The sequence below is a fragment of the Cerasicoccus sp. TK19100 genome (genome assembly GCF_027257155.1).
GTDB classification, from domain to species: Bacteria; Verrucomicrobiota; Verrucomicrobiia; order Opitutales; family Cerasicoccaceae; genus Cerasicoccus; species Cerasicoccus fimbriatus.
In genome coordinates, this window is record NZ_JAPWDU010000010.1 from 99,959 (window position 1) to 120,024 (window position 20,066).

Annotated in this window: 20 protein-coding genes; 8 read left to right on the top strand and 12 right to left on the bottom strand. The window is 57.7% G+C overall.

Annotated features, from left to right (window positions below; genetic code table 11):
• Positions 1 to 276 precede the first annotated feature (276 nt).
• From hemH to hemA, 3 genes are all read left to right on the top strand, one after another.
• Entirely contained in the window at positions 277 to 1,317 is a 1,041-nt protein-coding gene (gene hemH, locus O3S85_RS20485) for a ferrochelatase (protein WP_269543050.1), read from the top strand.
• Positions 1,318 to 1,433: 116 nt separating this feature from the next.
• The gene (locus O3S85_RS20490) at positions 1,434 to 2,291 is read left to right on the top strand and encodes a cytochrome C assembly family protein (RefSeq protein WP_269543051.1); all 858 of its coding nucleotides are present in this window, start codon (positions 1,434 to 1,436) and stop codon (positions 2,289 to 2,291) included.
• Positions 2,278 to 3,303, top strand: a complete 1,026-nt coding sequence (hemA, locus tag O3S85_RS20495; protein WP_269543053.1) for a glutamyl-tRNA reductase — start codon at positions 2,278 to 2,280, stop codon at positions 3,301 to 3,303. Before O3S85_RS20490 ends, hemA begins: the two co-directional genes overlap by 14 nt.
• 406 nt (positions 3,304 to 3,709) lie before the next feature.
• On the opposite strand, the gene O3S85_RS20500 is transcribed toward hemA, so the two are convergent.
• The 3 genes from O3S85_RS20500 to O3S85_RS20510 all read right to left on the bottom strand — a co-directional run bounded on the left by O3S85_RS20500 (position 3,710) and on the right by O3S85_RS20510 (position 5,293).
• Positions 3,710 to 4,531 carry a cytochrome c oxidase assembly protein gene (locus O3S85_RS20500; RefSeq protein WP_269543054.1) on the bottom strand — a complete coding sequence of 274 codons (822 nt, stop codon included), beginning with the start codon at positions 4,529 to 4,531 and terminating at the stop codon, positions 3,710 to 3,712.
• Between the two features lie 73 nt (positions 4,532 to 4,604).
• Positions 4,605 to 4,943: a hypothetical protein gene (locus tag O3S85_RS20505; protein WP_269543056.1), complete on the bottom strand. Its 339-nt coding sequence runs from the start codon at positions 4,941 to 4,943 to the stop codon at positions 4,605 to 4,607.
• 8 nt (positions 4,944 to 4,951) lie between these two features.
• The gene (locus O3S85_RS20510) at positions 4,952 to 5,293 is read right to left on the bottom strand and encodes a hypothetical protein (RefSeq protein WP_269543057.1); all 342 of its coding nucleotides are present in this window, start codon (positions 5,291 to 5,293) and stop codon (positions 4,952 to 4,954) included.
• A 57-nt stretch (positions 5,294 to 5,350) separates the two neighbouring features.
• On the opposite strand from O3S85_RS20510, the gene O3S85_RS20515 reads away from it, so the two are divergent.
• Positions 5,351 to 5,929: an HD domain-containing protein gene (locus tag O3S85_RS20515; RefSeq protein WP_269543058.1), complete on the top strand. Its 579-nt coding sequence runs from the start codon at positions 5,351 to 5,353 to the stop codon at positions 5,927 to 5,929.
• Between the two features lie 32 nt (positions 5,930 to 5,961).
• On the opposite strand, the gene O3S85_RS20520 is transcribed toward O3S85_RS20515, so the two are convergent.
• Positions 5,962 to 7,095 (bottom strand): sensor histidine kinase, encoded by a 1,134-nt coding sequence (locus O3S85_RS20520; RefSeq protein ID WP_269543059.1) that lies wholly within the window; start codon positions 7,093 to 7,095, stop codon positions 5,962 to 5,964.
• Positions 7,096 to 7,283: 188 nt separating this feature from the next.
• Between O3S85_RS20520 and carB the strand changes: the two genes are divergently transcribed.
• Together carB and O3S85_RS20530 are read left to right on the top strand one after the other, a co-directional pair.
• Positions 7,284 to 10,514: a carbamoyl-phosphate synthase large subunit gene (gene carB / locus O3S85_RS20525; RefSeq protein ID WP_269543060.1), complete on the top strand. Its 3,231-nt coding sequence runs from the start codon at positions 7,284 to 7,286 to the stop codon at positions 10,512 to 10,514.
• 153 nt (positions 10,515 to 10,667) lie between these two features.
• On the top strand, positions 10,668 to 11,144 hold the full coding sequence (locus O3S85_RS20530; protein ID WP_269543061.1) for a NanQ anomerase/TabA/YiaL family protein: 477 nt from the start codon (positions 10,668 to 10,670) through the stop codon (positions 11,142 to 11,144).
• Here the strand turns inward: O3S85_RS20530 and O3S85_RS20535 are convergent.
• On the bottom strand, positions 11,141 to 11,704 hold the full coding sequence (locus tag O3S85_RS20535; protein WP_269543062.1) for a peroxiredoxin-like family protein: 564 nt from the start codon (positions 11,702 to 11,704) through the stop codon (positions 11,141 to 11,143). The genes O3S85_RS20530 and O3S85_RS20535 overlap by 4 nt on opposite strands.
• A 109-nt stretch (positions 11,705 to 11,813) precedes the next feature.
• Between O3S85_RS20535 and O3S85_RS20540 the strand changes: the two genes are divergently transcribed.
• The gene (locus tag O3S85_RS20540; RefSeq protein ID WP_269543063.1) at positions 11,814 to 12,272 is read left to right on the top strand and encodes a RidA family protein; all 459 of its coding nucleotides are present in this window, start codon (positions 11,814 to 11,816) and stop codon (positions 12,270 to 12,272) included.
• Positions 12,273 to 12,987: 715 nt separating this feature from the next.
• Here O3S85_RS20540 and O3S85_RS20545 read toward each other — a convergent pair.
• From O3S85_RS20545 to O3S85_RS20575, 7 genes are all read right to left on the bottom strand, one after another.
• Positions 12,988 to 14,277 carry a citrate synthase gene (locus O3S85_RS20545; RefSeq protein WP_269543064.1) on the bottom strand — a complete coding sequence of 430 codons (1,290 nt, stop codon included), beginning with the start codon at positions 14,275 to 14,277 and terminating at the stop codon, positions 12,988 to 12,990.
• A gap of 16 nt (positions 14,278 to 14,293) precedes the next feature.
• On the bottom strand, positions 14,294 to 14,923 hold the full coding sequence (gene hisH / locus O3S85_RS20550) for an imidazole glycerol phosphate synthase subunit HisH (protein WP_269543065.1): 630 nt from the start codon (positions 14,921 to 14,923) through the stop codon (positions 14,294 to 14,296).
• Positions 14,923 to 15,534 (bottom strand): imidazoleglycerol-phosphate dehydratase HisB, encoded by a 612-nt coding sequence (gene hisB, locus O3S85_RS20555; RefSeq protein WP_269543066.1) that lies wholly within the window; start codon positions 15,532 to 15,534, stop codon positions 14,923 to 14,925. Before hisB ends, hisH begins: the two co-directional genes overlap by 1 nt.
• Positions 15,519 to 16,622 (bottom strand): histidinol-phosphate transaminase, encoded by a 1,104-nt coding sequence (hisC, locus tag O3S85_RS20560; RefSeq protein ID WP_269543067.1) that lies wholly within the window; start codon positions 16,620 to 16,622, stop codon positions 15,519 to 15,521. Before hisC ends, hisB begins: the two co-directional genes overlap by 16 nt.
• Before the next feature lie 166 nt (positions 16,623 to 16,788).
• Positions 16,789 to 17,340: a hypothetical protein gene (locus O3S85_RS20565; RefSeq protein WP_269543068.1), complete on the bottom strand. Its 552-nt coding sequence runs from the start codon at positions 17,338 to 17,340 to the stop codon at positions 16,789 to 16,791.
• Positions 17,341 to 17,504: 164 nt separating this feature from the next.
• Positions 17,505 to 18,185, bottom strand: coding sequence for a YndJ family transporter (locus O3S85_RS20570; RefSeq protein ID WP_269543070.1), 681 nt, complete (start codon positions 18,183 to 18,185; stop codon positions 17,505 to 17,507).
• A 355-nt stretch (positions 18,186 to 18,540) separates the two neighbouring features.
• The gene (locus O3S85_RS20575) at positions 18,541 to 18,960 is read right to left on the bottom strand and encodes a DUF5069 domain-containing protein (protein ID WP_269543071.1); all 420 of its coding nucleotides are present in this window, start codon (positions 18,958 to 18,960) and stop codon (positions 18,541 to 18,543) included.
• On the opposite strand from O3S85_RS20575, the gene O3S85_RS20580 reads away from it, so the two are divergent.
• Positions 18,877 to 20,049: an alpha-1,2-fucosyltransferase gene (locus tag O3S85_RS20580; RefSeq protein ID WP_269543073.1), complete on the top strand. Its 1,173-nt coding sequence runs from the start codon at positions 18,877 to 18,879 to the stop codon at positions 20,047 to 20,049. The two genes, O3S85_RS20575 and O3S85_RS20580, sit on opposite strands and share 84 nt — an antisense overlap.
• Positions 20,050 to 20,066: the final 17 nt, after the last annotated feature.

Sequence of the window (20,066 nt, forward strand, 5' to 3'; positions counted from 1 at the left end):
CCAACTGACAATGGCTAGCAACAAGGAACAGAAAACTAGATTTATCCCCCCAGATCAAGCTTATTATTCGAGCCCGGTCTCCGAGTAGTTGGCATTTACAATTTCATAACATTCAAATTAAACCACTGAAAATGAACAAGATGCAAAATACTAGTGCACATAATCTTGTTAATTCTGCGCTAAAATGGCAACGGAGCAGCACGGCTGCTGGCAATTAAAGTTTCTTAAAATCTTAAACTTGGTTGAATACTTCCGGCATCCTGCTTGATTCGACTGATGGCAAAACCTGGCGTTTTATTGCTCAATCTTGGCTCTCCTGCATCAACCAGCGTCCCCGATGTGCGCGAATATTTAAAAGAGTTCCTGCTTGATGAGCGGGTGATCGATGCGTCGACGCCGATTCGCAACCTCATTGTCCGCGGCTTCATCCTGCCAACTCGCCCCAAGAAATCTGCCGAAGCCTATGCCAGCATCTGGACACCGGAGGGCTCGCCCCTCATCGTAACCAGCAAAAAGCAACGCGAACTGGTGGCCAAAGACCGCGATTTCCCCATCGCCCTGGCTATGCGGTATGGTGAGCCATCCATTGCCAGCACCGTGCGCGAGCTCGTCAACGCAGGCGTGGATCAGCTTTACGTAATGCCGCTGTATCCGCACTACGCCATGAGCAGCTACGAGACTGTGGTCGTCCGCGTGATGGAGGAGGTTAACGCGCAAAAGCCGGGTATGAACGTCACCCTGCTCCAGCCTTTTTATAATGACGAGGACTACCTGAGCGCCATGGCCGCCAGCGTGACGCCCTATCTTCAGCAAGGCTACGACCACGTGCTCTTCTCCTACCACGGCATTCCCGAGCGACACCTGCGCAAGAGTGACCCCTCGCACGCGCATTGCCTGGAGCGTCCGGACTGCTGTGAGACTTGCCACCCGGCCCATCACACCTGCTACCGCCACCAATGTTTCACCACCACCCACTCCGTGGCTGAGCGTGCCGGCATACCGAAGGACAAATACAGCATCTCGTTCCAATCACGCCTGGGGCGCGACCCGTGGCTGAAGCCCTACACCGACTTTCGCCTGCGCGATATGCCCGGCGAAGGAATTAAAAACCTGCTCGTGCTTTGCCCGGCATTCATCACTGACTGCCTGGAAACGCTGGAAGAAATTTCCGAGGAAGGAAAAGAAATCTTCCTCGAAGCAGGCGGCGAACAGTTCCAACAAATCCCCTGCCTCAACGATCACCCGGCATTTATCGACTTCCTCAACGGCCGCATCGACCAGTTTCTCGCGGATTGCGGAGTGCGGAATGCGGAGTGACCCGGCAGAGCCAGTTGGTAAACATCATCATCGTTTTGCGGGCTGGAAATCCACAGAAGTCCATCCTAGTTTCGTTTCATTAATTCCGCACTCCGCAATCCGCACTCCGCAATCGAATGAGTTTTTGGCATGACCGCGCATTGACCGGCACAGGCTGTGTATTCTACGGCCTGGCGTTTCTGTTTGCGCTGGCACCACTGATTCGGCGGCGCGAGTATCCGCATGTCATTTTCATGGTCCTGCTGATTGGCGGCTTCATTTTCCAGAGCTTCGGGTTGTATGTGCGCGGGCTGGAGATACACGCAATCCCGCTGAGCAACACCTTTGAGGTTTTTCAAGTGCTGGCCTGGTTCGCCGTGGGGCTCAACTTTGTCCTGCGGCAAATGTTTCAGCTCAAGCTGCTCAATTTCTTTTCCTCGGGCTTTGGCTTCGGCCTTTCGCTAATCTCGCTGTCGATCGCCAGTTGGGATGACCAGGCACCGCCGCTGGAGCTTCCCGGCAGCCCTTGGGTTGGCTTTCATGCGGCGCTGGCGATTTTCAGTTACAGCATTTTTGCCGTCCTCGCGCTGACCTCGCTCATGTATATGCTCCAGGACCGCGCCCTGAAAAAGATGCAGACCGGCGGCCTCTTCGGCATGCTGCCAGCGATTCGCCAATTGGAGGTCATTAACACCAAGCTGATCTCGCTCGGCGTGTCCGTGCTCACCGTTGCCGTGGCCATTGGCTTTCTCAACTGGCTGCAGGCACCCCATGCCGTGGGCTTGGTCAAGCTGACCATCGCCTTGGCCGTCTGGCTGGCCTACCTGTTTGTCTTACTGCAGCGTCGGCGCAACCAACTGGTAGCGCAGAAGTTTGCCAAGACCTGTCTCGGTTTGTTCGTCGTGGCCCTGGTTTCCCTGTGGCCGCTTACCCAACGCAGCGCCGCGTACCCAGAAGCCGACGGCGTGGAATTCCTCGACGATGCCCGAAAATAACGGCAAAGCACTATTTGTCCTTGGCAGCTCGCACCGCACGGCGTCCATCGAGGTGCGGGAGCGCCTGGCACTGGATGTTGCCCGCGCCGAGCAGTTGGCCGAAGATTTGCGCAGCGGCTGCGTCGAGGAATGCCTGATTCTGAATACCTGTAACCGCGTCGAAATTTACGGCGTCACCGACGAGGCCGACCTGCGCCCCACCCTGCTCAACCAGCTAGCCGCCATGCACGGCATGCCGCTCAACGAACTGGAAAACCACAGCTTCTGGCTCACCGGAGAAGAGGCCGTGCGCCATGCCTTCGAGGTGGCCTCCGGGCTGGACTCCCAGATGGTCGGCGAGAATGAAATCCTCGGCCAGCTCAAGGATGCCTACGCCAAGGCCAGCGATCAGCAGCTTACCGGCCGCGTGCTCAATCGCGTTTTCCAAAAAAGTTTCCAGACGGCCAAATGGATTCGCACCAACACTGGCGTCAGCAAGGGCCAGGTGAGCATTGGCAACATCGCCACCGAGCTCGCGATCCGCGTTTGCGGCGACTTGGCGGACGTCAATGTTGTCCTGCTGGGCTCAGGCGAAGTCGGCGAAAAGACCACGCAAGCGCTCGTTAGCCGCGGTGCCCAGCGCATCGTCGTCGCAGCCCGAAATTTAGAGCGCGCCCGCCTGCTCGCCGAGCAATTCACCGGTGCGGTCGCGCCCCTGGAAAAGCTGCCGCAGCTCCTGGAGCGGGCAGACATCATTATCGGTGCCACCTCCGCGCCCCAACCGCTGATCACCCGCGACATGCTCAAGCCGATCATGAAAAAGCGCCCCGCGCAGCCACTGATCGCCATCGACACCGCCCTCCCGCGGGACATCGAGCAGGCCGCGGAAGACGTGACCAACGTCTATCTCTACAACCTCGACCACCTCGCTCAAATCGCCAACGAAAACCTGCGCGCCCGCGAGGCCGAAGTCGCCACCGCCAAGCAATCCATTCTTGAGCGCGCCAAGCGCCTCTGGGAAAGCATGCGCTAGCGTGGCGGTAGGTAGGTCTCTTTAGAGGCCGACACAGTGGACCTGCCTGGCATGCCTGCCATTGACAACATGCGGATGGCTAAAGCCAACCCGCATACACCGACATCGCGAGGCGCGATTTCATCCCCCAAAAAGACGCCTAGGTCTTTTCAAAAACAACACCACTGTTGTTACTCCGACACAGCAGGCTGTGTTGCTCCAACATAGCCACTGTTGCTTCCTAAACACAAGCACTGTTGTTTTGAAAAAGAAGCACTAGGCTTTTCGAAACATAGCATAGGGCTTTTGAATCAAGGTCCGAATAGCCCACTGGAGGGCGATGCTTCGTCATCGCCGAACGTTGCCCCTTGCTTCTTCTAACGCACTATTCATCCGTGGCGGCGATGACGAAGCATCGCCCTCCAGCTCACTCCGCGCTACGCGCCGCACTCGGCAGAGGCACGCCGACCTCATCCGGATTATCCTGCCGATACCAGGCATAGAAGCACCAGGCGAGCAGCGTCAGCGAGACACCCATGTTGGTGACCTTCATGATCAGGCCGCCCAGAATTTGGTCCTGCAGCGGGCTGAGGTCGACCACGCGCGGTGCCCATTCGTAGGTCGGGTAAAGCACGGTTTCCGACAGCGTTAAAAAGCCAAATACCGGCAGTTGCCCGACCATTAGCAGGAACAAATACAGCATGCGCGGCCCGTAGCCAATCGGTGGGAGTAGTTTAGAGGGGCTGATGATCGGCCACCAGGTCATCATCGCCGGGATAAACATCATCCAATGTTCCAACACGTGGGCAGATTTGTTTTGCAGCGCCAGCTCGTAAAGCGAGGGGATGTGCCACGCGGTGTAGATCACAGTGAACGACAGCCAGGCCACAAACGGATGCACCAGCACCTTCACCGGCGCGCGGACCACTTTCGGCGTCAGCAGCCAATCAGCAAGCCACGTCGGCAGGCCCCGGATCAAGAGCGGCGGCACGAGGTAAACCAGCAACATGTGCTGCACCATGTGGGCGGAAAACAGAAAGCTCTCGCCCCACTGGTCCAGCGGCGAGCCAACCGTCAAATACGCCACAGCCAGGCCGAGATAAAAGCTCGTCGCCTTCAGCGCATTAAAGCGCTCCCCCGGGGCAATTTTCTCACGCAGCGGCCCCGTCGCCAGGGCGTAAAGCCAGCCAGCGCCAATCAACAACAGGAGCAACAGCGGCTCCGTGTGCCAATGCAGGGGAATGGGCATGAGAGATTAAAGTGAGCAAATTAAAGATTAAAGCAACCTGGAGAGTGTCCAATAATGTGGCACAAGACAGAAGCTAAAAATCATCCATGCCTTGCCCAAAGGCCATGCCACCCAGCGTCATCAGCGCCAAAAAAATCGCAAAAAGCATCCCTGGAACGAAAAGAACCCAACGCAAATATGAACGGTGAAAGCCAAGAAAGAACACATAACCTTCAACCACCGGTCCCAGCGTAAAGCACACATTCGCAATCACCGCCAGGACCGGTAAGATAACCAGATAAAAATACGGGGTCACCCAGTCATGCATGCCAAGCAGGAAAAACAGGCTTACACTTTCCAAAACCAGCACCCCGTTGTAGACCAGCCGCAGTTTTTCCCACGACAGACATATCGCCTTCAGTTCCTCCTTCATCGTAGACATCAGTTGAACAGCCACGACTGTAGCGGAAACGCAAACGAGTGCAGCATGTAGGCGGTCATGGCCATGGACAGCAGCGTGCCGCCCCAGAACATGCCCCGTCGAATCCAGAAACAGTCGCGCCCACGGTGCGTCAGGTAGCACTCCATTGCCGGGCCTATCAGGTAAAGCAGGTTCGCCGCCAGCGCCAGTACCAGCAGGTTGACCTCAAAAAACTCGCGGCCAAGCTGCCCCCATAAATTCAGCTGCGTGCACAGCGCCACCGTGATCGCCACCAACAGGCCATTGTAGACCAGTCGGCGCTTCTCCCAACCCAGCAGGATGATCACGTAGTCTTCTTTCACGATTTTTGCGACAAAGGCGTTGGCGGTTTGTTCAGCGTCTCTATATCAAATATCACTATGGAGGAAATTACGCGCATACTGGACTTCATTGTTGAGGTTGAGAAACTGAAAAACGTCCACCGCAAGACGAAGCCCACCGGCCTCGATCGCTACGAGAACTCCGCCGAGCACAGCTGGCACGTGTGCCTGCTCGCCCTGACCCTGCGCGACCACGCCGACGCCCCCATCGACATCGACCGCGTCATCCGCATGCTCATCATCCACGATTTGGGCGAGATCGACGTGGGCGACACCATCATCTACGCCAGCGAAGCCCCAGAGCTGAAGGCCGAGGAAGCCGAGGGCGTCAAACGCCTCCTGGCCTACCTGCCCGAGCACCAGGCCGAGGAATACCTGGCGCTCTGGTATGAGTTCGAGGAGGGCGAGACCGCGGACTCCCGTTACGCCCGCGCCATCGACCGCATCCCACCCATCCTGCAAAACATCAATAGCGACGGCCACAGCTGGAAAACCCATAACATCCCGGCCGAGAGCGTCTACGCCGTCAACAGCCGCATCGCCAAAGGCAGCGAGGCCATCTGGGCCGTTGTCAAAGGCAAGCTCGACCAAGCCAAGGCCGATGGTTTGCTCAAGTAAAAAGACCAGCGAGCGCCAGTATCAGCGGTACGCTACACCAGCAACTGCGTGCGCTCCTTACCCGGCTCCTTAGCCTTGAGTGGCAGGCGAATCCTGAAGGTGGTGCCCTCCTTTTCATCGCTCTCAATCCCCACTTCTCCTTCGTGCGCTTCCACAGCGAGTTTCACGAACGTCAGCCCCATACTCCAGCTGTTTTTGCTTTGAGTTGATTGAAAATCTGACGAGACAAACTCAAAAATCTGTTCTTGCTTCTCCTCGGGTATCGGGTCTCCCAAATTATTGACTGAAAGCAAGACGCTGTCGCCATCCTGCCGCATCGTTAAGCGTATCCGCTTACCCATAGCGCCGTAGCGGATGGCGTTGGACACCAGATTATCGATGATGCGGCTCAGGGCTGAGGGGTCAAAAACGCCTTCCAACGGCTCCTCGGGTGCCTCATATTCAATGCGGTCGTATATCTGTGTGGCATCACGACACGCCATGCTGAAAGTTTTCACGTAATCGCCGGGCTCAAAGTGCATCATGACTCCATCGCCAGCTTCGATGGCCAGGGTGTCAAGCAAACCGCCCAGCAGGTTGGTGGCGCGCTGCAAGCTATGGATCGCCATATCTTGCATGGGTTTCAGCTCACTCTTGGGCGTATTCTCGTCGGAGAGCAGATGGAGCGCAGTCGTCGCCACCGTTAACGGACTTCGAATGTCATGCGCCAACGTGCCCAGCAAGGTGCTCTGGACCTCGTCCAAGGCGTGGGTAAACTCCTCCACCGCGCCCATGATGTTTAAATCGACCACTGTGTTCACCGCCTCAATGCAGTTTGTGCGGTTCGGCAAATCCATGTCCTGGACCATATCCGTGATGACATGCTTCAGGAGAAGGTATTCCTGTATGATTTGCTTCGCAGTATATCCGGAAACGGAGGCCCGCTGACGGCCATGTTCCCGACTGTGCAGAAGATTAAACTTTTTCGCACCAGATACACGCCCCTCCTGGGTTTTAGCGTCATCCAAAATCGCAAGTTGTATATCATCAAGAACCTGAGGCAGGCAATTGATAAGAGCCAAAGAATGTGCATCGCGAGCAGCAGAAACCTGCTGGCGACATTTTTCAGTCCATTTATTCAGGATTTCGTCACGCCTTTCTTCAATGAAACACTCTACTGAATCCATACTCATAAACAAAAGGGCAGGGCCATTTTTACCAGTTCAAAAATTAAAAAACTTAAGATAACTTGTTAAAATGCGGCTCTTGAGCGCCGATTTCCCTCCTGGAAGACGATTTCCGCTAAACTAAACTTGCCCCAGGACAATTAGATGCCAAAACTCCGCGAAATTTTGCCCAAATCTAGAACCCGACTATGCCCAAGCGCACCGACATTGAAACCATCCTGATCATTGGCTCCGGCCCGATTATCATCGGCCAGGCCTGTGAATTCGACTACTCTGGCGCCCAAGCCTGTAAAGCTCTTAAAGAAGAGGGCTACCGCGTTGTCCTGGTTAATTCCAACCCGGCCACGATCATGACCGACCCGGACTTTGCGGACGCGACTTACGTCGAACCGCTGACCCCGGAGATCATCGAGAAGATCATCGAACGCGAGAAGCCCGACGCGCTGCTGCCGACCCTGGGCGGCCAGACCGGCCTCAACCTCTCCCTCAAGCTCTATGAGCTGGGTATCCTCGAAAAGCACGGCGTCGAGCTGATCGGCGCGAAGAAGGACGCCATCGAACGCGGCGAGGACCGTGAGAAGTTCCGCCAGATCATGATCGAGATCGGCCTGGACATTCCGAAGTCCAAGACGGTTCACACCCTCGAAGGTGCCCGCGAAGCCGCGCTGGAGATCGGCCAGTATCCGCTCATCATCCGCCCAAGCTACACCCTTGGCGGCACCGGCGGCGGCATTGCCTACAACAAGGAAGAATTCGACAAGATGATCGCCTACGGCCTGGACGCTTCCCCGGTCAACGAAGTGCTCGTAGAAGAATGCCTCCTGGGCTGGAAGGAATACGAAATGGAGGTCATGCGTGACCACAAGGACCAGTGCGTCGTCATTTGCTCCATTGAAAACTTTGACCCGATGGGCGTCCACACGGGCGACTCCATCACCATCGCCCCGGCGATGACCTTGTCTGACAAGGAATACCAGCTCATGCGCGACGCGTCGTTCGCCGTGATCCGCGCCATCGGCGTCGAGACCGGCGGCTCGAACATCCAGTTCGCCGTCGATCCACAAACCGGCCGCATGATCGTCATCGAGATGAACCCCCGCGTATCGCGCTCCTCGGCGCTGGCTTCCAAGGCCACCGGCTTCCCGATCGCCAAGATCGCCGCGAAGCTCGCCGTGGGCTACTCGATGGACGAGCTGAAGAACGACATCACCCGCGAGACCCCGGCCTCCTTCGAGCCGACCATCGACTACGTGGTCACGAAGATGCCGCGCTTCACCTTTGAAAAGTTTGTGGGTGCCGACCCGACCTTGACGTCTTCCATGAAGTCAGTCGGCGAGGCCATGGCCATCGGCCGCACCTTCAAGGAGTCCTTCCAGAAGGCGCTGCGCTCGCTCGAAATCGGTGCCCGCGGCTTCGGCGGCGGTGGCAAATACGGCGACGACGAATTGCCCGACAAGACCGCCATCCGCGCCGGTCTCGCCAAGCCCACCATGGAGCGCGTGTTCTTCATTCGCTACGCGGTGCTCGCCGGCATGACGCTCGACGAGATTTTCGAATTCACCAAAATTGACCGCTGGTTCCTCGTCCAGCTCGTGGAAATCGTCCAGCTCGAGCTCAAGCTGCGCGATGCCAAGATCTCCGGCCTCACGCCCGAGCTGCTGCTCCAGGCCAAGGAAAGCGGCTTCAGCGATGTCCAGCTCAGCCACATCGTCAACACGAAGATCCGCAACATCAAGAAACTGCGCGAGGAGCACGGCATCAATACCGTTTACCGCCTGGTCGATACCTGCGCGGCGGAGTTTGAGGCCTACACGCCCTACTATTACTCCACCTACGGCGCGGAAAACGAGATCATCAAATCCGACACAAAGAAGGTGATGATCATCGGCGGCGGCCCGAACCGCATCGGCCAGGGCATCGAGTTTGACTACTGCTGCGTCCACGCTAGCTACGCCCTGCGCGAAGCCGGCTACGAGACCGTCATGGTCAACTCCAACCCGGAAACCGTTTCCACGGACTACGACACCTCCGACCGCCTCTACTTCGAGCCGCTCACGCTTGAAGACGTGCTCGAAGTTTACCACCAGGAGGAGTGCTGCGCCGCAATCGTGCAGTTTGGCGGCCAAACCCCGCTCAACCTCGCCACGCAGCTCAAGGAAAACGGCGTGAACATCATCGGCACCTCGCCGGAAATGATCGATGCCGCCGAAGACCGCGAACTGTTTAAGCAAATTCTCGACCGCGTCGGCCTCAAGCAGCCGCGCAACGCCACCGCGCTTTCGCCAGAGCAGGCCTACGAGCTCGCGGGCGAAATTGGCTTCCCGATCCTCCTGCGCCCGAGCTTCGTTCTCGGTGGCCGCGGCATGTTCATCGTCTACAACACCGACGACATGAAGCGCGTGATCCGCGAAGCCTTCGACGCCGCTCCTGGCAAACCCGTGCTGATCGACAAGTTCCTCGAAGACGCCATCGAGCTCGATGTGGACGCCATCAGCGACGGCAAAACGGTCGTCATCGGCGGCATGCTGGAGCACATCGAATACGCCGGTGTTCACTCGGGTGACGCGGCCATGGTCATGCCCCCGCACACACTCTCCAAAGAGATGCTCGATACCGTCCGCGAGGCGACTTACAACCTTGCCCGCGAGCTGGAAGTCGTCGGCCTGATGAACGTCCAATACGCGATCAAGGACGACGAACTTTACATCCTCGAAGTCAACCCGCGCGCCTCACGCACCGCGCCGTTTATTTCCAAGGCGATCGGCACACCGCTGGCCAAATACGCCGCCCGCGTGATGGCCGGTGAGACGCTGCAGCAGATCGGCTTCACCGAAGAAGTCACCCCGCATTATTGGGCCGTCAAGGAGGCCGTGTTCCCGTTCGTCCGCTTCCCGGGTGCTGCGATCACGCTGTCTCCGGAAATGCGCTCCACGGGTGAAGTCATGGGCCTCGATTACGACCTCGGCCTGGCCATCGCCAAGAGCCAAATGGCGGCCCAGCCCGCCCTGCCGACCGAAGGCAACGTCTTCCTGTCCGTCCGCGATCGCGATAAGCCGCGCGCAGTCGAGCTGGCTCGCGAGCTGGACAAGCTCGGCTTCAAGATCCACTCGACCTCCGGCACCGCCGCCGTGCTCGAAGAAGCCGGCATCCCAGTCCAGCGCCTATTCAAGCTCAGTGAGGGTGCCCGCCCGAACGTGCTCGACATGCTCAAGAACGGCCAGATGCAGCTGATCATCAACACGCCCAGCGGCCAGACCCCGCGCCTCGACGAGAACCAGATTCGCGAAGAGGCCGTGCTCCGCAAGGTGTGCATCATGACGACACTCAGCTTCGCCGAAGGCGCGCTCAACGGCATCAAGGCCCTCAAGGAAAGCCCACTCGAAGTGCGCTCCCTGCAAGAGTTCGCCCGCGAGCTTTAGCCGCGCCGCTGGCGCGGAGATTAAAGTAAACAAATTAAAAATTAAAGTCCGGCTTGGTGGATTGAATTCTGCCAAGCCGGATTTTTTTGTGCCGCTTAGCTTTAGCCAGCGAGCCAGCTTGCGTTTATGCATGGAATACACTGACCTGTCCCCATGATCGTTGACCACATTTCCAACTGGCAGACTTACTCCCTGGGCGAGGATTGGGAACGGGCCTTTGCTTTTTTGACCGGCATCGGGCCCCACACGCCGGACGGCGAATACCCGATTGATGGCGACACGCTTTTTGCCCGCGTGATGACCTACGATACCAAAGCCGCCGACGCACCCGACGCCATTCTCGAAGCACACCGAAAATTTGCCGATATCCAAATGTCCCTCGTAGAAGCCGAGCGAATCGCGGTCTATCCTACGCATACGCTTTCGGTCAAGACGCCTTACTCTGCGGAAAAGGATGTGGAATTTTACCAATACGAAAGCACCGCCAAGCTCCAGCTAACCATGGAGCCCGGAACCTTTGCCCTGCTCCTGCCACAGGATGCCCACATGCCCGCGCTCAATCCCGGAAATATATCCGTGAGCGTGAAGAAAGTCGTCGTCAAAATCGCGCTCGACCGGCTCGCGCTTTAGCCCAACTCCTTCACCTTGGCTAAGGCCTGTTCGACTGGCAGGTAATCACCGAGCCGCGCTTCGCGATGCAAAAGCTGGACCCGCTTGGCCGAATCGACAATCAGCACCCCACCCTGCTGCGTCGGATCGCCCTGCACCGAAGTCTGCAAGTGCCCACGCCCCAGCGCGCGCACCGCATTGAACATTGCCCCCGGGCTGAGCACCGATGCCAGGGAATTCTCCATGCCCAGCACATCGTAAAACCGCTTCTCAGGGTCGGTGTAGGCCGCCGCGGGCTGGTCCACCAATCCGGTCTTTTGGACAAACTCGCGCAGTTGCTTGGTGTCCCCATTGCCAATAAAAATGACGACCGCGCCGGCCGAGGCAAACTCCGCCAAGCGCGGCTTCCACAGCGCCACATGCTCCTGACAAGCCAGGCAGCCGAAGTGCCGCAAAAACACAAAGACAGTCGGCGAATCAGCAACCAGCGCCCCCACCGACACCCGTTCCCCGTCGGGGGCCAGCAGCTCCAGCGCCGTAATATCGGTGGCTAAGGTCATTCCATGTTCCACTTCGGCCATAACGAAACCATACCCACAACGCCCTGATTTTCAACCGCATTCACCACAGACTACACCCCGCTTCACCCTTTTTCCTTTAATCTTTTTCCTTTTTCCTTTCCATAGCCCCATGTCAATCGAAGCCCGCCTCCAGGAACTTGGTCATGAACTGCCGGCCGCGCCGGCCCCCGCTGGCAGTTATGTGCCTTTCACCCGCGTGGGCAATGTGCTGCACGTCTCCGGTGCCATCTGCATGCAGAAGGGCGAAATGACCCACACCGGCAAGGTCGGCAAACTGCGCGACCTGAAATTCGGCCAGGACGCCGCCGCCGTCTGTGCACTCAATTCGCTCGCCGTGGTGAAGTCCGCCATCGGCAGCCTCGACAAGATCAAGCAAGTGGTCATGGTCAACGGCTTCGTCAACGCCGACGAAGGCTTCAGTGACAGCCCGGCCGTCATCAACGGCGCATCGGACCTCCTCGTCGCCGCCCTCGGCGAAAAGGGCAAGCACGCCCGCGCCGCCGTGGCCGTCAGCGGCCTGCCGAAGGACACGACCGTCGAGATCCAGATGATCGTCGAGGTGGAGTAATTCGCCGGAGTGGCGGAACGCGAATTTCCACATTCGCTTACATTCCATCTAACCAAAGGTAGGGCGCAGTCTCTAGACAAGCCACTACGCTGGAGTGGCTACACTCTTAATACAATCCGGATTGACTCAAAAGGTCAGATAGAAATCATCTTTACAACAGCCCTCCTCGGAGATGGCCCCCTTGTTAGGGGGCCGAGTTCAACACCTTTCCCGTACTGCTAAGATCAGGAGAAGGATTAGAACTAGAACGATGATCAAATGATCCATCTTCTTCCTCCGTTGAGGGTTGATTTGTGTAACCGACTTACTGGTAATGTGAATAAGTGTGAATAACCTATTTTCTTCCGTAAAGAAAAACGCACTAAGAACTTAATCACATATACCTGTGAATAACTCATGATCGACAGGACAAATTAGCTCCAAGGAATTACTAGAAAAAGTCATTTCAGTTGGCAAACAGCGGTAAAACCACGAAATTATTATCGGTAATTTGCTGCTCACTTTCGTGTAAATGCACTGCTCGCGATGGACCAAGTATAAAAATACTATCGAACTCCAGCGCTGCGGCTTGTCTGGAGACTGCGCCCTACCTTTGGTTAGATGGAATGTAAGCGAATGTGGAAATTCGCGTTCCGCCATCACACGAAAAAAGTCCGGCGTTACCACCGGACTTTAATCTTTAATTTGCTCTCTTTAATCTCCGCAAATAGCTCCGCTATTTGCGGTCATCCATCTTCACGTAGGCGCGCTGAGTGGCACCTTGGTAGATCTGGCGCGGACGGTGGATGCGGGCACCGCTCTCGGCGAGCTCCTTCCAGTTTGCTATCCAGCCCGGCATGCGGCCGATGGCGAAGATAACCGTGAACATGTCCAGCGGGATGCCGATGGCTTGCAGGATGATGCCGCTGTAGAAGTCGACATTCGGGTAAAGGTTGCGGCTGACGAAGTAGTCGTCCTCGCGGGCCTTGGTTTCGAGGCGGCGGGCGATGTCGAGCAGCGGGTCGTTGATGTTCATCGCGGCCAGCACCTTTTCGGCGGCTTCGCCGAGGATCTTCGCGCGCGGGTCGTAGTTCTTGTAGACGCGGTGACCGAAGCCCATGAGACGGGTTTCGCCGGTCTTGGCCTTTTCGATGAAGTCCGAGCCGTCGTCGCCCGCGTCGTGGATGTCTTGCAGCATCTTGACCACGGCCATGTTCGCGCCGCCATGCAGTGGGCCCCACAGGGCGCAGACGCCAGCGGAAACCGAGGCAAAGAGGTTCGCGCCGCCGGAGGCCACCATGCGAACGGTGGAGGTGGAGCAGTTTTGCTCGTGGTCGGCGTGCAGGAGGAAGATCAAATCGAGCGCATTGACAACGTCGTCATGGAGGACGTAGTCGTTGTAGGGCTCGGAGAACATCATGTGCAGGAAGTTCGCGCAGTAGGAAAGCTTGGGCTTGGGCGCGATGAACGGCAGGCCCTGCTTCATGCGGTAGCTCATGGCGGCGACGGTGCGCACCTTGGAAAGCAGCGTCGCGGCGGCGTCATCAAAGTTTTCCAGGTCCTTGGCGCGGTCGTTGGTCGCCAGCTCCGGGTAGTAGCTGCCCAAGGTATTGAGCAGCGCGGAGAGGATGACCATCGGGTGCGCGTTGGTGGGAAAGCCGTTGAAGAGATTCTTCATGCCCTCGTGGATCGAGGCACCGCGCAGGATGCGGCGGGAATAGTTGCGCAGCTCTTCGGCCTTCGGCAGCTCGCCATAAACGGTGAGGTAGGCGGCCTCGACGAAGTTGGAATTTTCGGCGATCTCCTCAATCGGGTAACCGCGGTAGCGCAGGATGCCCTTTTCACCGTCGATGAAGGTGATCTTGCTTTGGCAGGAGCCGGTGTTGCCATAGCCTTCGTCGTAAGTGACGCATCCGGTCTGCGCGCGCAACTTGCGGGTATCAATCGCGCGCTCGCCCTCCGTTCCGACTAGGATGGGGAGGGTATAGTTTTCGTTACCAATTCGAATAGTGGCGGTGTCGTCCATAATGAAATAAGCTGTGCTAACGGGAACGAATAGCTTCCACGAAGTTGCGGTAGATTTGCAAGCCTTTGGATTGGCTTTTCTCCGGGTGGAACTGGGTAGCAAAGCAATTTCCGCGCCGCACTGCGCTCACGAAACGCTCGCCATACTCCGTCTCGCCCCAGATCAGATCCGCGTCGTCGGTTTCCACGCGATAGCTGTGCACGAAATAAAATTGATCACCGCTTTCGAGCCCTGCAACGGACTGATCCGCCGGATCCTTGAATTCAACGGCGTTCCAGCCCATATGCGGAATTTTATACTCCGGCGGCAACCGGAACTTTTTTACCTTTCCGAAAAAAATGCCCAGCGCCTCAGAGTCGCCTTCTTCGCTGTATTCGAAGAGCGCCTGCATGCCCAGACAGATACCAAAGTAGGGCTTATCCGCCTTAATCCATTCGCTAATAGTTGCCGCAAAGCCGGTTTGGCGCAGCGCATCCATACAGTGAGGCATGCCCCCCTGCCCCGGGAAAACAAGGCCCGCCGGCTCCCCGACCTTATCCGGAGAGTCGGCTAAATAGACGTCCGCGCCCACGTGCTCCCACGCGCGCATGACGCTGCGCAGGTTGCCCATGCCGGGATCGATAATCGCGAGTTTCGGCGCCGACATTACAAGGCTTCCTTCGTGCTGGGCAAACGGTCGCCCAGGCGCGGATCGAGCTGCGTCGCGGCGTCCAGCGCGCGGCCAAAGCATTTAAAGAGCGACTCGGCGATGTGGTGCGGCTCCTCACCATATTCGAGCTTCATGTGCAGGTTGGCACCCACGGCGTTGGTGAACGCCTGGAAGAACTCCTTGACCAGCGCGATATTGAAATCACGGATCATCACATTGCTCGACTCCACTTTGTAGCGGAAGATCGGGCGGTTGGACAGGTCGATCGCCACCTGCGCGAGGCACTCGTCCATCGGCAGGATGAAGAACCCGTAGCGCTTCATGCCGCGCTTGTCGCCGACGGCCTGCTTGACCGCTTCGCCGAGCACGATGCCCACGTCTTCCACCGTGTGGTGGTAGTCGATCTCGATGTCGCCCGTGGCCTTGACCTCCAGGTCGAACAAGCCGTGGCGCGCAAAGAGGTCGAGCATGTGGTCGAAGAACGGCACGCCCGTGTCAATGGACGACTCGCCCACGCCATCCAAGTTGATGGTGAGCTCGATCTGCGTTTCCTTCGTGTCGCGCTTGATGGTCGCCGTGCGCGCGGAGTTGGTTACTTCTTCTGCCATTGGTCCAAAATTTCGCCGAGACGGTTCATTTCTTCAGCGCTGCCCACGCTGATGCGAAGGAATGATTGAGTCAAGGCGTGGTTCGGGAACGCACGCACGAGGATTTTGTTGTCCGTGAGGAACTGGAAAAGGTCCTGCGCAACAGCCTTGCCCGTCTCGCCCGCCGCATTCTTCGGCTCCACAAAGTGGAAGTTCGCCTCGGTCGGAAAAGCATACCAGCCGCGCTGCGCGTAGTCGGCAGTCGCTGCGTCGCGGAGCTGCTTGATCTCGGCAATCTTCCCTTGATAATACGCCTGGTCGCCAATCGCCGCCACCGCCGCAGCCTGCGCCAAGCGGTCGAGGTTGTAGCTGTCGCGCACGCGGTCGAGCAGGTCAATGACCTCAGGGCACGCCATCGCATAGCCCACTCGCATGCCGGCAAGCGCGTAAGCCTTGGAAAAGCTGCGCACGATCACCAGGCGCGGGTTGTCGGCAAGCAGGGACACGCAGTCCTCCTCCGCAAACGGCGCGTAGGTTTCGTCGACCACCAGCATGCCGGGGAACTTGCCCAACAGCTCCTTCACCTGCGCCGGCTTGAACGCGACGCCCGTAGGCGCATTCGGCGACGTGAGGAAGAAGATGTTCGCGCCGGAGTTGGCAATGGCGTCCATCGGCAGCGCGAAGCTGCGGTCGAACTCGACCTCGATCATCTCGGCACCCTGGATGTTGCGCAGCACCGTGTATAAAGAATAGCTGGGCACGGTCATCCCAGCCGGCTTCGACTTATCCACAAACACGCGCATCAGCATATTGAGCACGTCATCGCAGCCATTCCCGGCGAGCACCTGCTCGGGCGCCAGGCCATGATGCGCGGCAAGCGCCTTGCGCAGCGGCGCGCTGGTCGGATTCGGGTAAAGCCGGAGGCCCTTGGCCGCACTGGCCAGCTCCGCTTGGATGCCTTCAATGACTTTCGGACTCGGCGGAAAGGGATTCTCGTTCGTATTGAGTTTTACCCAGCCGGATTCGGTCGGCTGCATACCCGGCACATACGCGTGCATCGCGGCCACATGTGGCAGCGCCAGGGATTCGATGGAGACGTCGGAGTTCATGGAAAAACCGTTTGTCGTAGCCGGTTGCTCGCGCAGCGGCAAGAATATTGGGTGGAGCGGGAATGGTTGCCTCAACCGTCCGCCGCGTTAGCTGGGCCATGTAACTGAAACCGGACGGTTGAGGGCAACCGCCCCTACCCACGAAGAGGCAAGTAGACGATCCAACTCAATTGCCATCCTGCGGAACAATTCCGCTCCGTCCCTGCCACTCGCCGTGCTCGGAAATCGCCCTAAAGCGCAGCGTGATAAACTGGTGGTGAAAGTCTTTTCGATCGCGCTCAGCCATGGCGTTGACGTGGCGATCAGCCCCGGCTTGAGCCCGCTTACCGTGCACCATATCCGTCATCTCCTGCTGTGAGCGCCACACCGAAAACGTGCTAAAGGTGCGCGGCGGACGAATCGCGGCTAAAGCCAGCGTCGTGCCTGGGTGATCGCGCACTTGCTCTTCCACTGGTTTTCCCCAGCGAATAAACCGCGCGAGCTGCGGCAACTGTAATCGGGCAAGCGTCACTGCGACCACCGGCAAAGCCGGGTCGGTTTCCTCCAAGTTCGCAGGCAGATCATTGATATCTGCAAAGCTTCCCCAACGCCGAAGAAACTCCAGTCGCACATGCCAACCATCCGCCAAGACGCGCCCCAGTTTCGAGTCTGCCATAAAGGCGTCCAGCGCACGCTCATCATCCCAGTAAGCGAAAAAGGCCAGGTTCCGTAGTTGCATTCTAGCAGGCGAGGCAATCGGCGCACCGAGCGTCATGGCCGACAGGCATTCACAGTGACGCAAACCTGCGATATAATTTCGCGCGGGCGGTCGACAAAAAGCTGCTAACGTCGTCGTTGGTGTCGTTGCTACAAGATGGAAGCTGAAGATACTCATTGGTCCATTTATGTCTTAGTCAATTGAGGACGCGGACGCCCCCAGGCAAATGCAACCAGCCCCAAGCCAACGTGACCAACGGCATTGACGGTGCCATGATACCGCACCATGCCTGCGATGTCGAACAGCGGACGACCGAACGCCCACGCCAGAGCGGGAATCAGCGTCACCACGGGCACGGCCAAGGCCACCATGAGCAGCATCCGGGGACCACGCGCCATGCGAGTCGGCCGACCGCAGACGACAGCTGCCAACTGTGTGACGAATAGGACTTCGTAGACCGCTGCGCCCACTTCATCGCAGTAAGGAATGCCCGTGATGCCAGCGGCGGTCACCAAGTAGATAATGGGATGCACCACCACGAGGATGCGCAGGATGCTCAAAGCCCGCTGGCTCGACACCACCCGACACGATAGCGCAGTCACGGTTAAGGCGCCGAAGCCCGCAAAGGCAAAGTGAGCCGCCGTCAACCAAGTCCAGGGAGCGCCAAACCCGAGGAATGTCGAGCCACTCAAAAATACGCCCAGCCAGAACAAGCTACCAACGACAAAGACCCACGCCACCGCGAGCGCAAACTCTTCGGGCAAGCGTGCAGGCAGCAACCAGGCTCGCCTCAACAAAAAGCTCCCAGCGAAGATAGCCAAAAGCGCCGGTGCCGCGAGTATCAGAATTACGGTAGTGTCCGGCATGAAAACCTGATGGTGGATATTATGTAGTGCATATCAAGTTCATACGGCGACGACAGAGCGTCGCCCTCCATTTGTTGCGTCGCATTGCCTTGGAGGGCGACGCTCTGTCGTCGCCGCTTCGTAGAAAACGCTTAGGCAGAGACTCAAAAACAACCGCACTTGTGTTTGTACGACAACCGAGGCTGTGTTGCCTCAACAACACTACTGTTGTTGAACAAACAACAGTGGTGGCTTTTGGGAAAAACCCGAGTAGGCTTTTGCAAAACAACCGTATAGGAAACTCTATTTTTGCTCAGTTGGTTCGGTTGGCTCCATTGCTTCAGTTGCTTCGAATGGCGTATGGCGTGCCTGTACGCTACGACTTCCGTCCCTCGTCGTACTCGAAGTATTCCACCATGGTTTGAATCTCGTCGCGGTCGGCGAGGCCGCTCTCAGCTTTGCGGCGGGCGACGATTTCTGCGGCCGGGTCGTTTTGACCGCGCTTACGCAGGTAGTCGTTCCAGATGGCGATGTCGAGTTCGCTGAGCTCGCGGCCCGTGGCAAAGCACCAGTCGAGCACTTCCTCATCGGAGCCTCCTTCAAGCGTCTTGGTGACGAGCGCGTCGTAAGGCACGCGCAGGAAGGCCGCGCAGCGTTCATCGAAGCCCTTACCGAGATTTTCGATAAAGTCTTCGCGCAGCTCGCCGCGCGCATGCTTGCGGATCTTGTCCAGCATGCGCGGGAAGTAGATCATGCCCTTCGTCGTTTCGTATGCGGAAATGGGTGTGGTTTTCATAATATTATTTCTCGAAGTGATCGCCATTTGAGCGAACGTTGGTCATGTCGTCAATGGCGGGATGGTGGCCGCACAAACGGGGTTTGCGCTATCCGAATCAACCGAAGTGAGACACGCGGGTTCGTGGAAAATGAATTGACCAATCTGCACCGCAGAGCGGATGATTGGCGGGCTTTGGTAATTGTAAAACTCAACGGTGGATTGGGCAATCAGCTGTTTCAATATGCGGCGGGTTATGCATTGGCAAAAAGGCACCGGGTCGCGCTGAAGTTTGATTGTTCGGCCATTTTTTCTCTCGGTGAGCGGCGCATGCTGATGGACAAGTATCGCCTGCCATTTGACGCGCTTGAGCCCGTGCAGCTCCGGCGTATTGGCCTGCACCAGCGGCTGGGCTTGCGCGATAAAATACCCGGCTTGCTGCTCGATGCGATCCATGGCCAACTCGCCACGCATTCGGCGGGAGACGACCCGTCTTACGACGCCAGCTTCCATGATTTGCCCAAGCATATTTACCTCGACGGCTACTGGCAGGACGAACGCTACTTCAAGGAATACGCCGACGAAATCAAAGCCTCCCTCGCGCTCAAACCAAGCGGCCAGGCAGCCGTCTATGCAGCCATTGAAACACTAAACATCTCCATGGATGAGGCGTGGACCTGCCTGCACGTGCGCCGGGGTGATTTGATTAAAAAGCCGGAAGTCGCCGCCAAGCACGGGAACTGCCCGGTGAGTTATTATCGCTACGCGCTGGAGCGACTTGCCCAGCAAAGCCAGTCGCGGGTGCGCTGCCTGCTCTTCTCCGATGACATCGGCTGGGCCATCGAAAATCTGGATAGCTCATACGAGATCATTCCCGTCTCCCAACTCAATTTAGAGGAATACGTCGAGCACGCCATCATGCAGCGCTGTCGGCATTTTATTCTGTCCAACAGCAGCTACAGTTGGTGGGCGGCGTGGCTGGCCGAGCAGGCAGACAGCATCGTAATCTGCCCCAGCCAGTGGTTTCGTTTCACCGATTGCCACTTGGCCCCGGAACGTTGGCAAAGGCTGGAAACGACGCTCGAAGTCGCAGGCCAGCCAACGGCGTAGCCCAATGGTATCATTGC

Bases quoted from the DNA above. Each gene is read 5' to 3' on its own strand.
- carB (WP_269543060.1), top strand. From the start codon at position 7,284: ATGCCCAAGCGCACCGACATTGAAACCATCCTGATCATTGGCTCCGGC.
- hemA (WP_269543053.1), top strand. From the start codon at position 2,278: ATGCCCGAAAATAACGGCAAAGCACTATTTGTCCTTGGCAGCTCGCAC.
- O3S85_RS20535 (WP_269543062.1), bottom strand. From the start codon at position 11,704: ATGGCCGAAGTGGAACATGGAATGACCTTAGCCACCGATATTACGGCG.
- O3S85_RS20530 (WP_269543061.1), top strand. From the start codon at position 10,668: ATGATCGTTGACCACATTTCCAACTGGCAGACTTACTCCCTGGGCGAG.
- hisB (WP_269543066.1), bottom strand. From the start codon at position 15,534: ATGGCAGAAGAAGTAACCAACTCCGCGCGCACGGCGACCATCAAGCGC.
- O3S85_RS20570 (WP_269543070.1), bottom strand. From the start codon at position 18,185: ATGCCGGACACTACCGTAATTCTGATACTCGCGGCACCGGCGCTTTTG.
- O3S85_RS20575 (WP_269543071.1), bottom strand. From the start codon at position 18,960: ATGAAAACCACACCCATTTCCGCATACGAAACGACGAAGGGCATGATC.
- hisH (WP_269543065.1), bottom strand. From the start codon at position 14,923: ATGTCGGCGCCGAAACTCGCGATTATCGATCCCGGCATGGGCAACCTG.
- O3S85_RS20580 (WP_269543073.1), top strand. From the start codon at position 18,877: ATGCTTGCGGATCTTGTCCAGCATGCGCGGGAAGTAGATCATGCCCTT.
- O3S85_RS20505 (WP_269543056.1), bottom strand. From the start codon at position 4,943: ATGAAGGAGGAACTGAAGGCGATATGTCTGTCGTGGGAAAAACTGCGG.
- O3S85_RS20540 (WP_269543063.1), top strand. From the start codon at position 11,814: ATGTCAATCGAAGCCCGCCTCCAGGAACTTGGTCATGAACTGCCGGCC.
- O3S85_RS20490 (WP_269543051.1), top strand. From the start codon at position 1,434: ATGAGTTTTTGGCATGACCGCGCATTGACCGGCACAGGCTGTGTATTC.
- O3S85_RS20565 (WP_269543068.1), bottom strand. From the start codon at position 17,340: ATGCAACTACGGAACCTGGCCTTTTTCGCTTACTGGGATGATGAGCGT.
- hemH (WP_269543050.1), top strand. From the start codon at position 277: ATGGCAAAACCTGGCGTTTTATTGCTCAATCTTGGCTCTCCTGCATCA.
- O3S85_RS20515 (WP_269543058.1), top strand. From the start codon at position 5,351: ATGGAGGAAATTACGCGCATACTGGACTTCATTGTTGAGGTTGAGAAA.
- O3S85_RS20500 (WP_269543054.1), bottom strand. From the start codon at position 4,531: ATGCCCATTCCCCTGCATTGGCACACGGAGCCGCTGTTGCTCCTGTTG.
- O3S85_RS20520 (WP_269543059.1), bottom strand. From the start codon at position 7,095: ATGGATTCAGTAGAGTGTTTCATTGAAGAAAGGCGTGACGAAATCCTG.
- hisC (WP_269543067.1), bottom strand. From the start codon at position 16,622: ATGAACTCCGACGTCTCCATCGAATCCCTGGCGCTGCCACATGTGGCC.
- O3S85_RS20545 (WP_269543064.1), bottom strand. From the start codon at position 14,277: ATGGACGACACCGCCACTATTCGAATTGGTAACGAAAACTATACCCTC.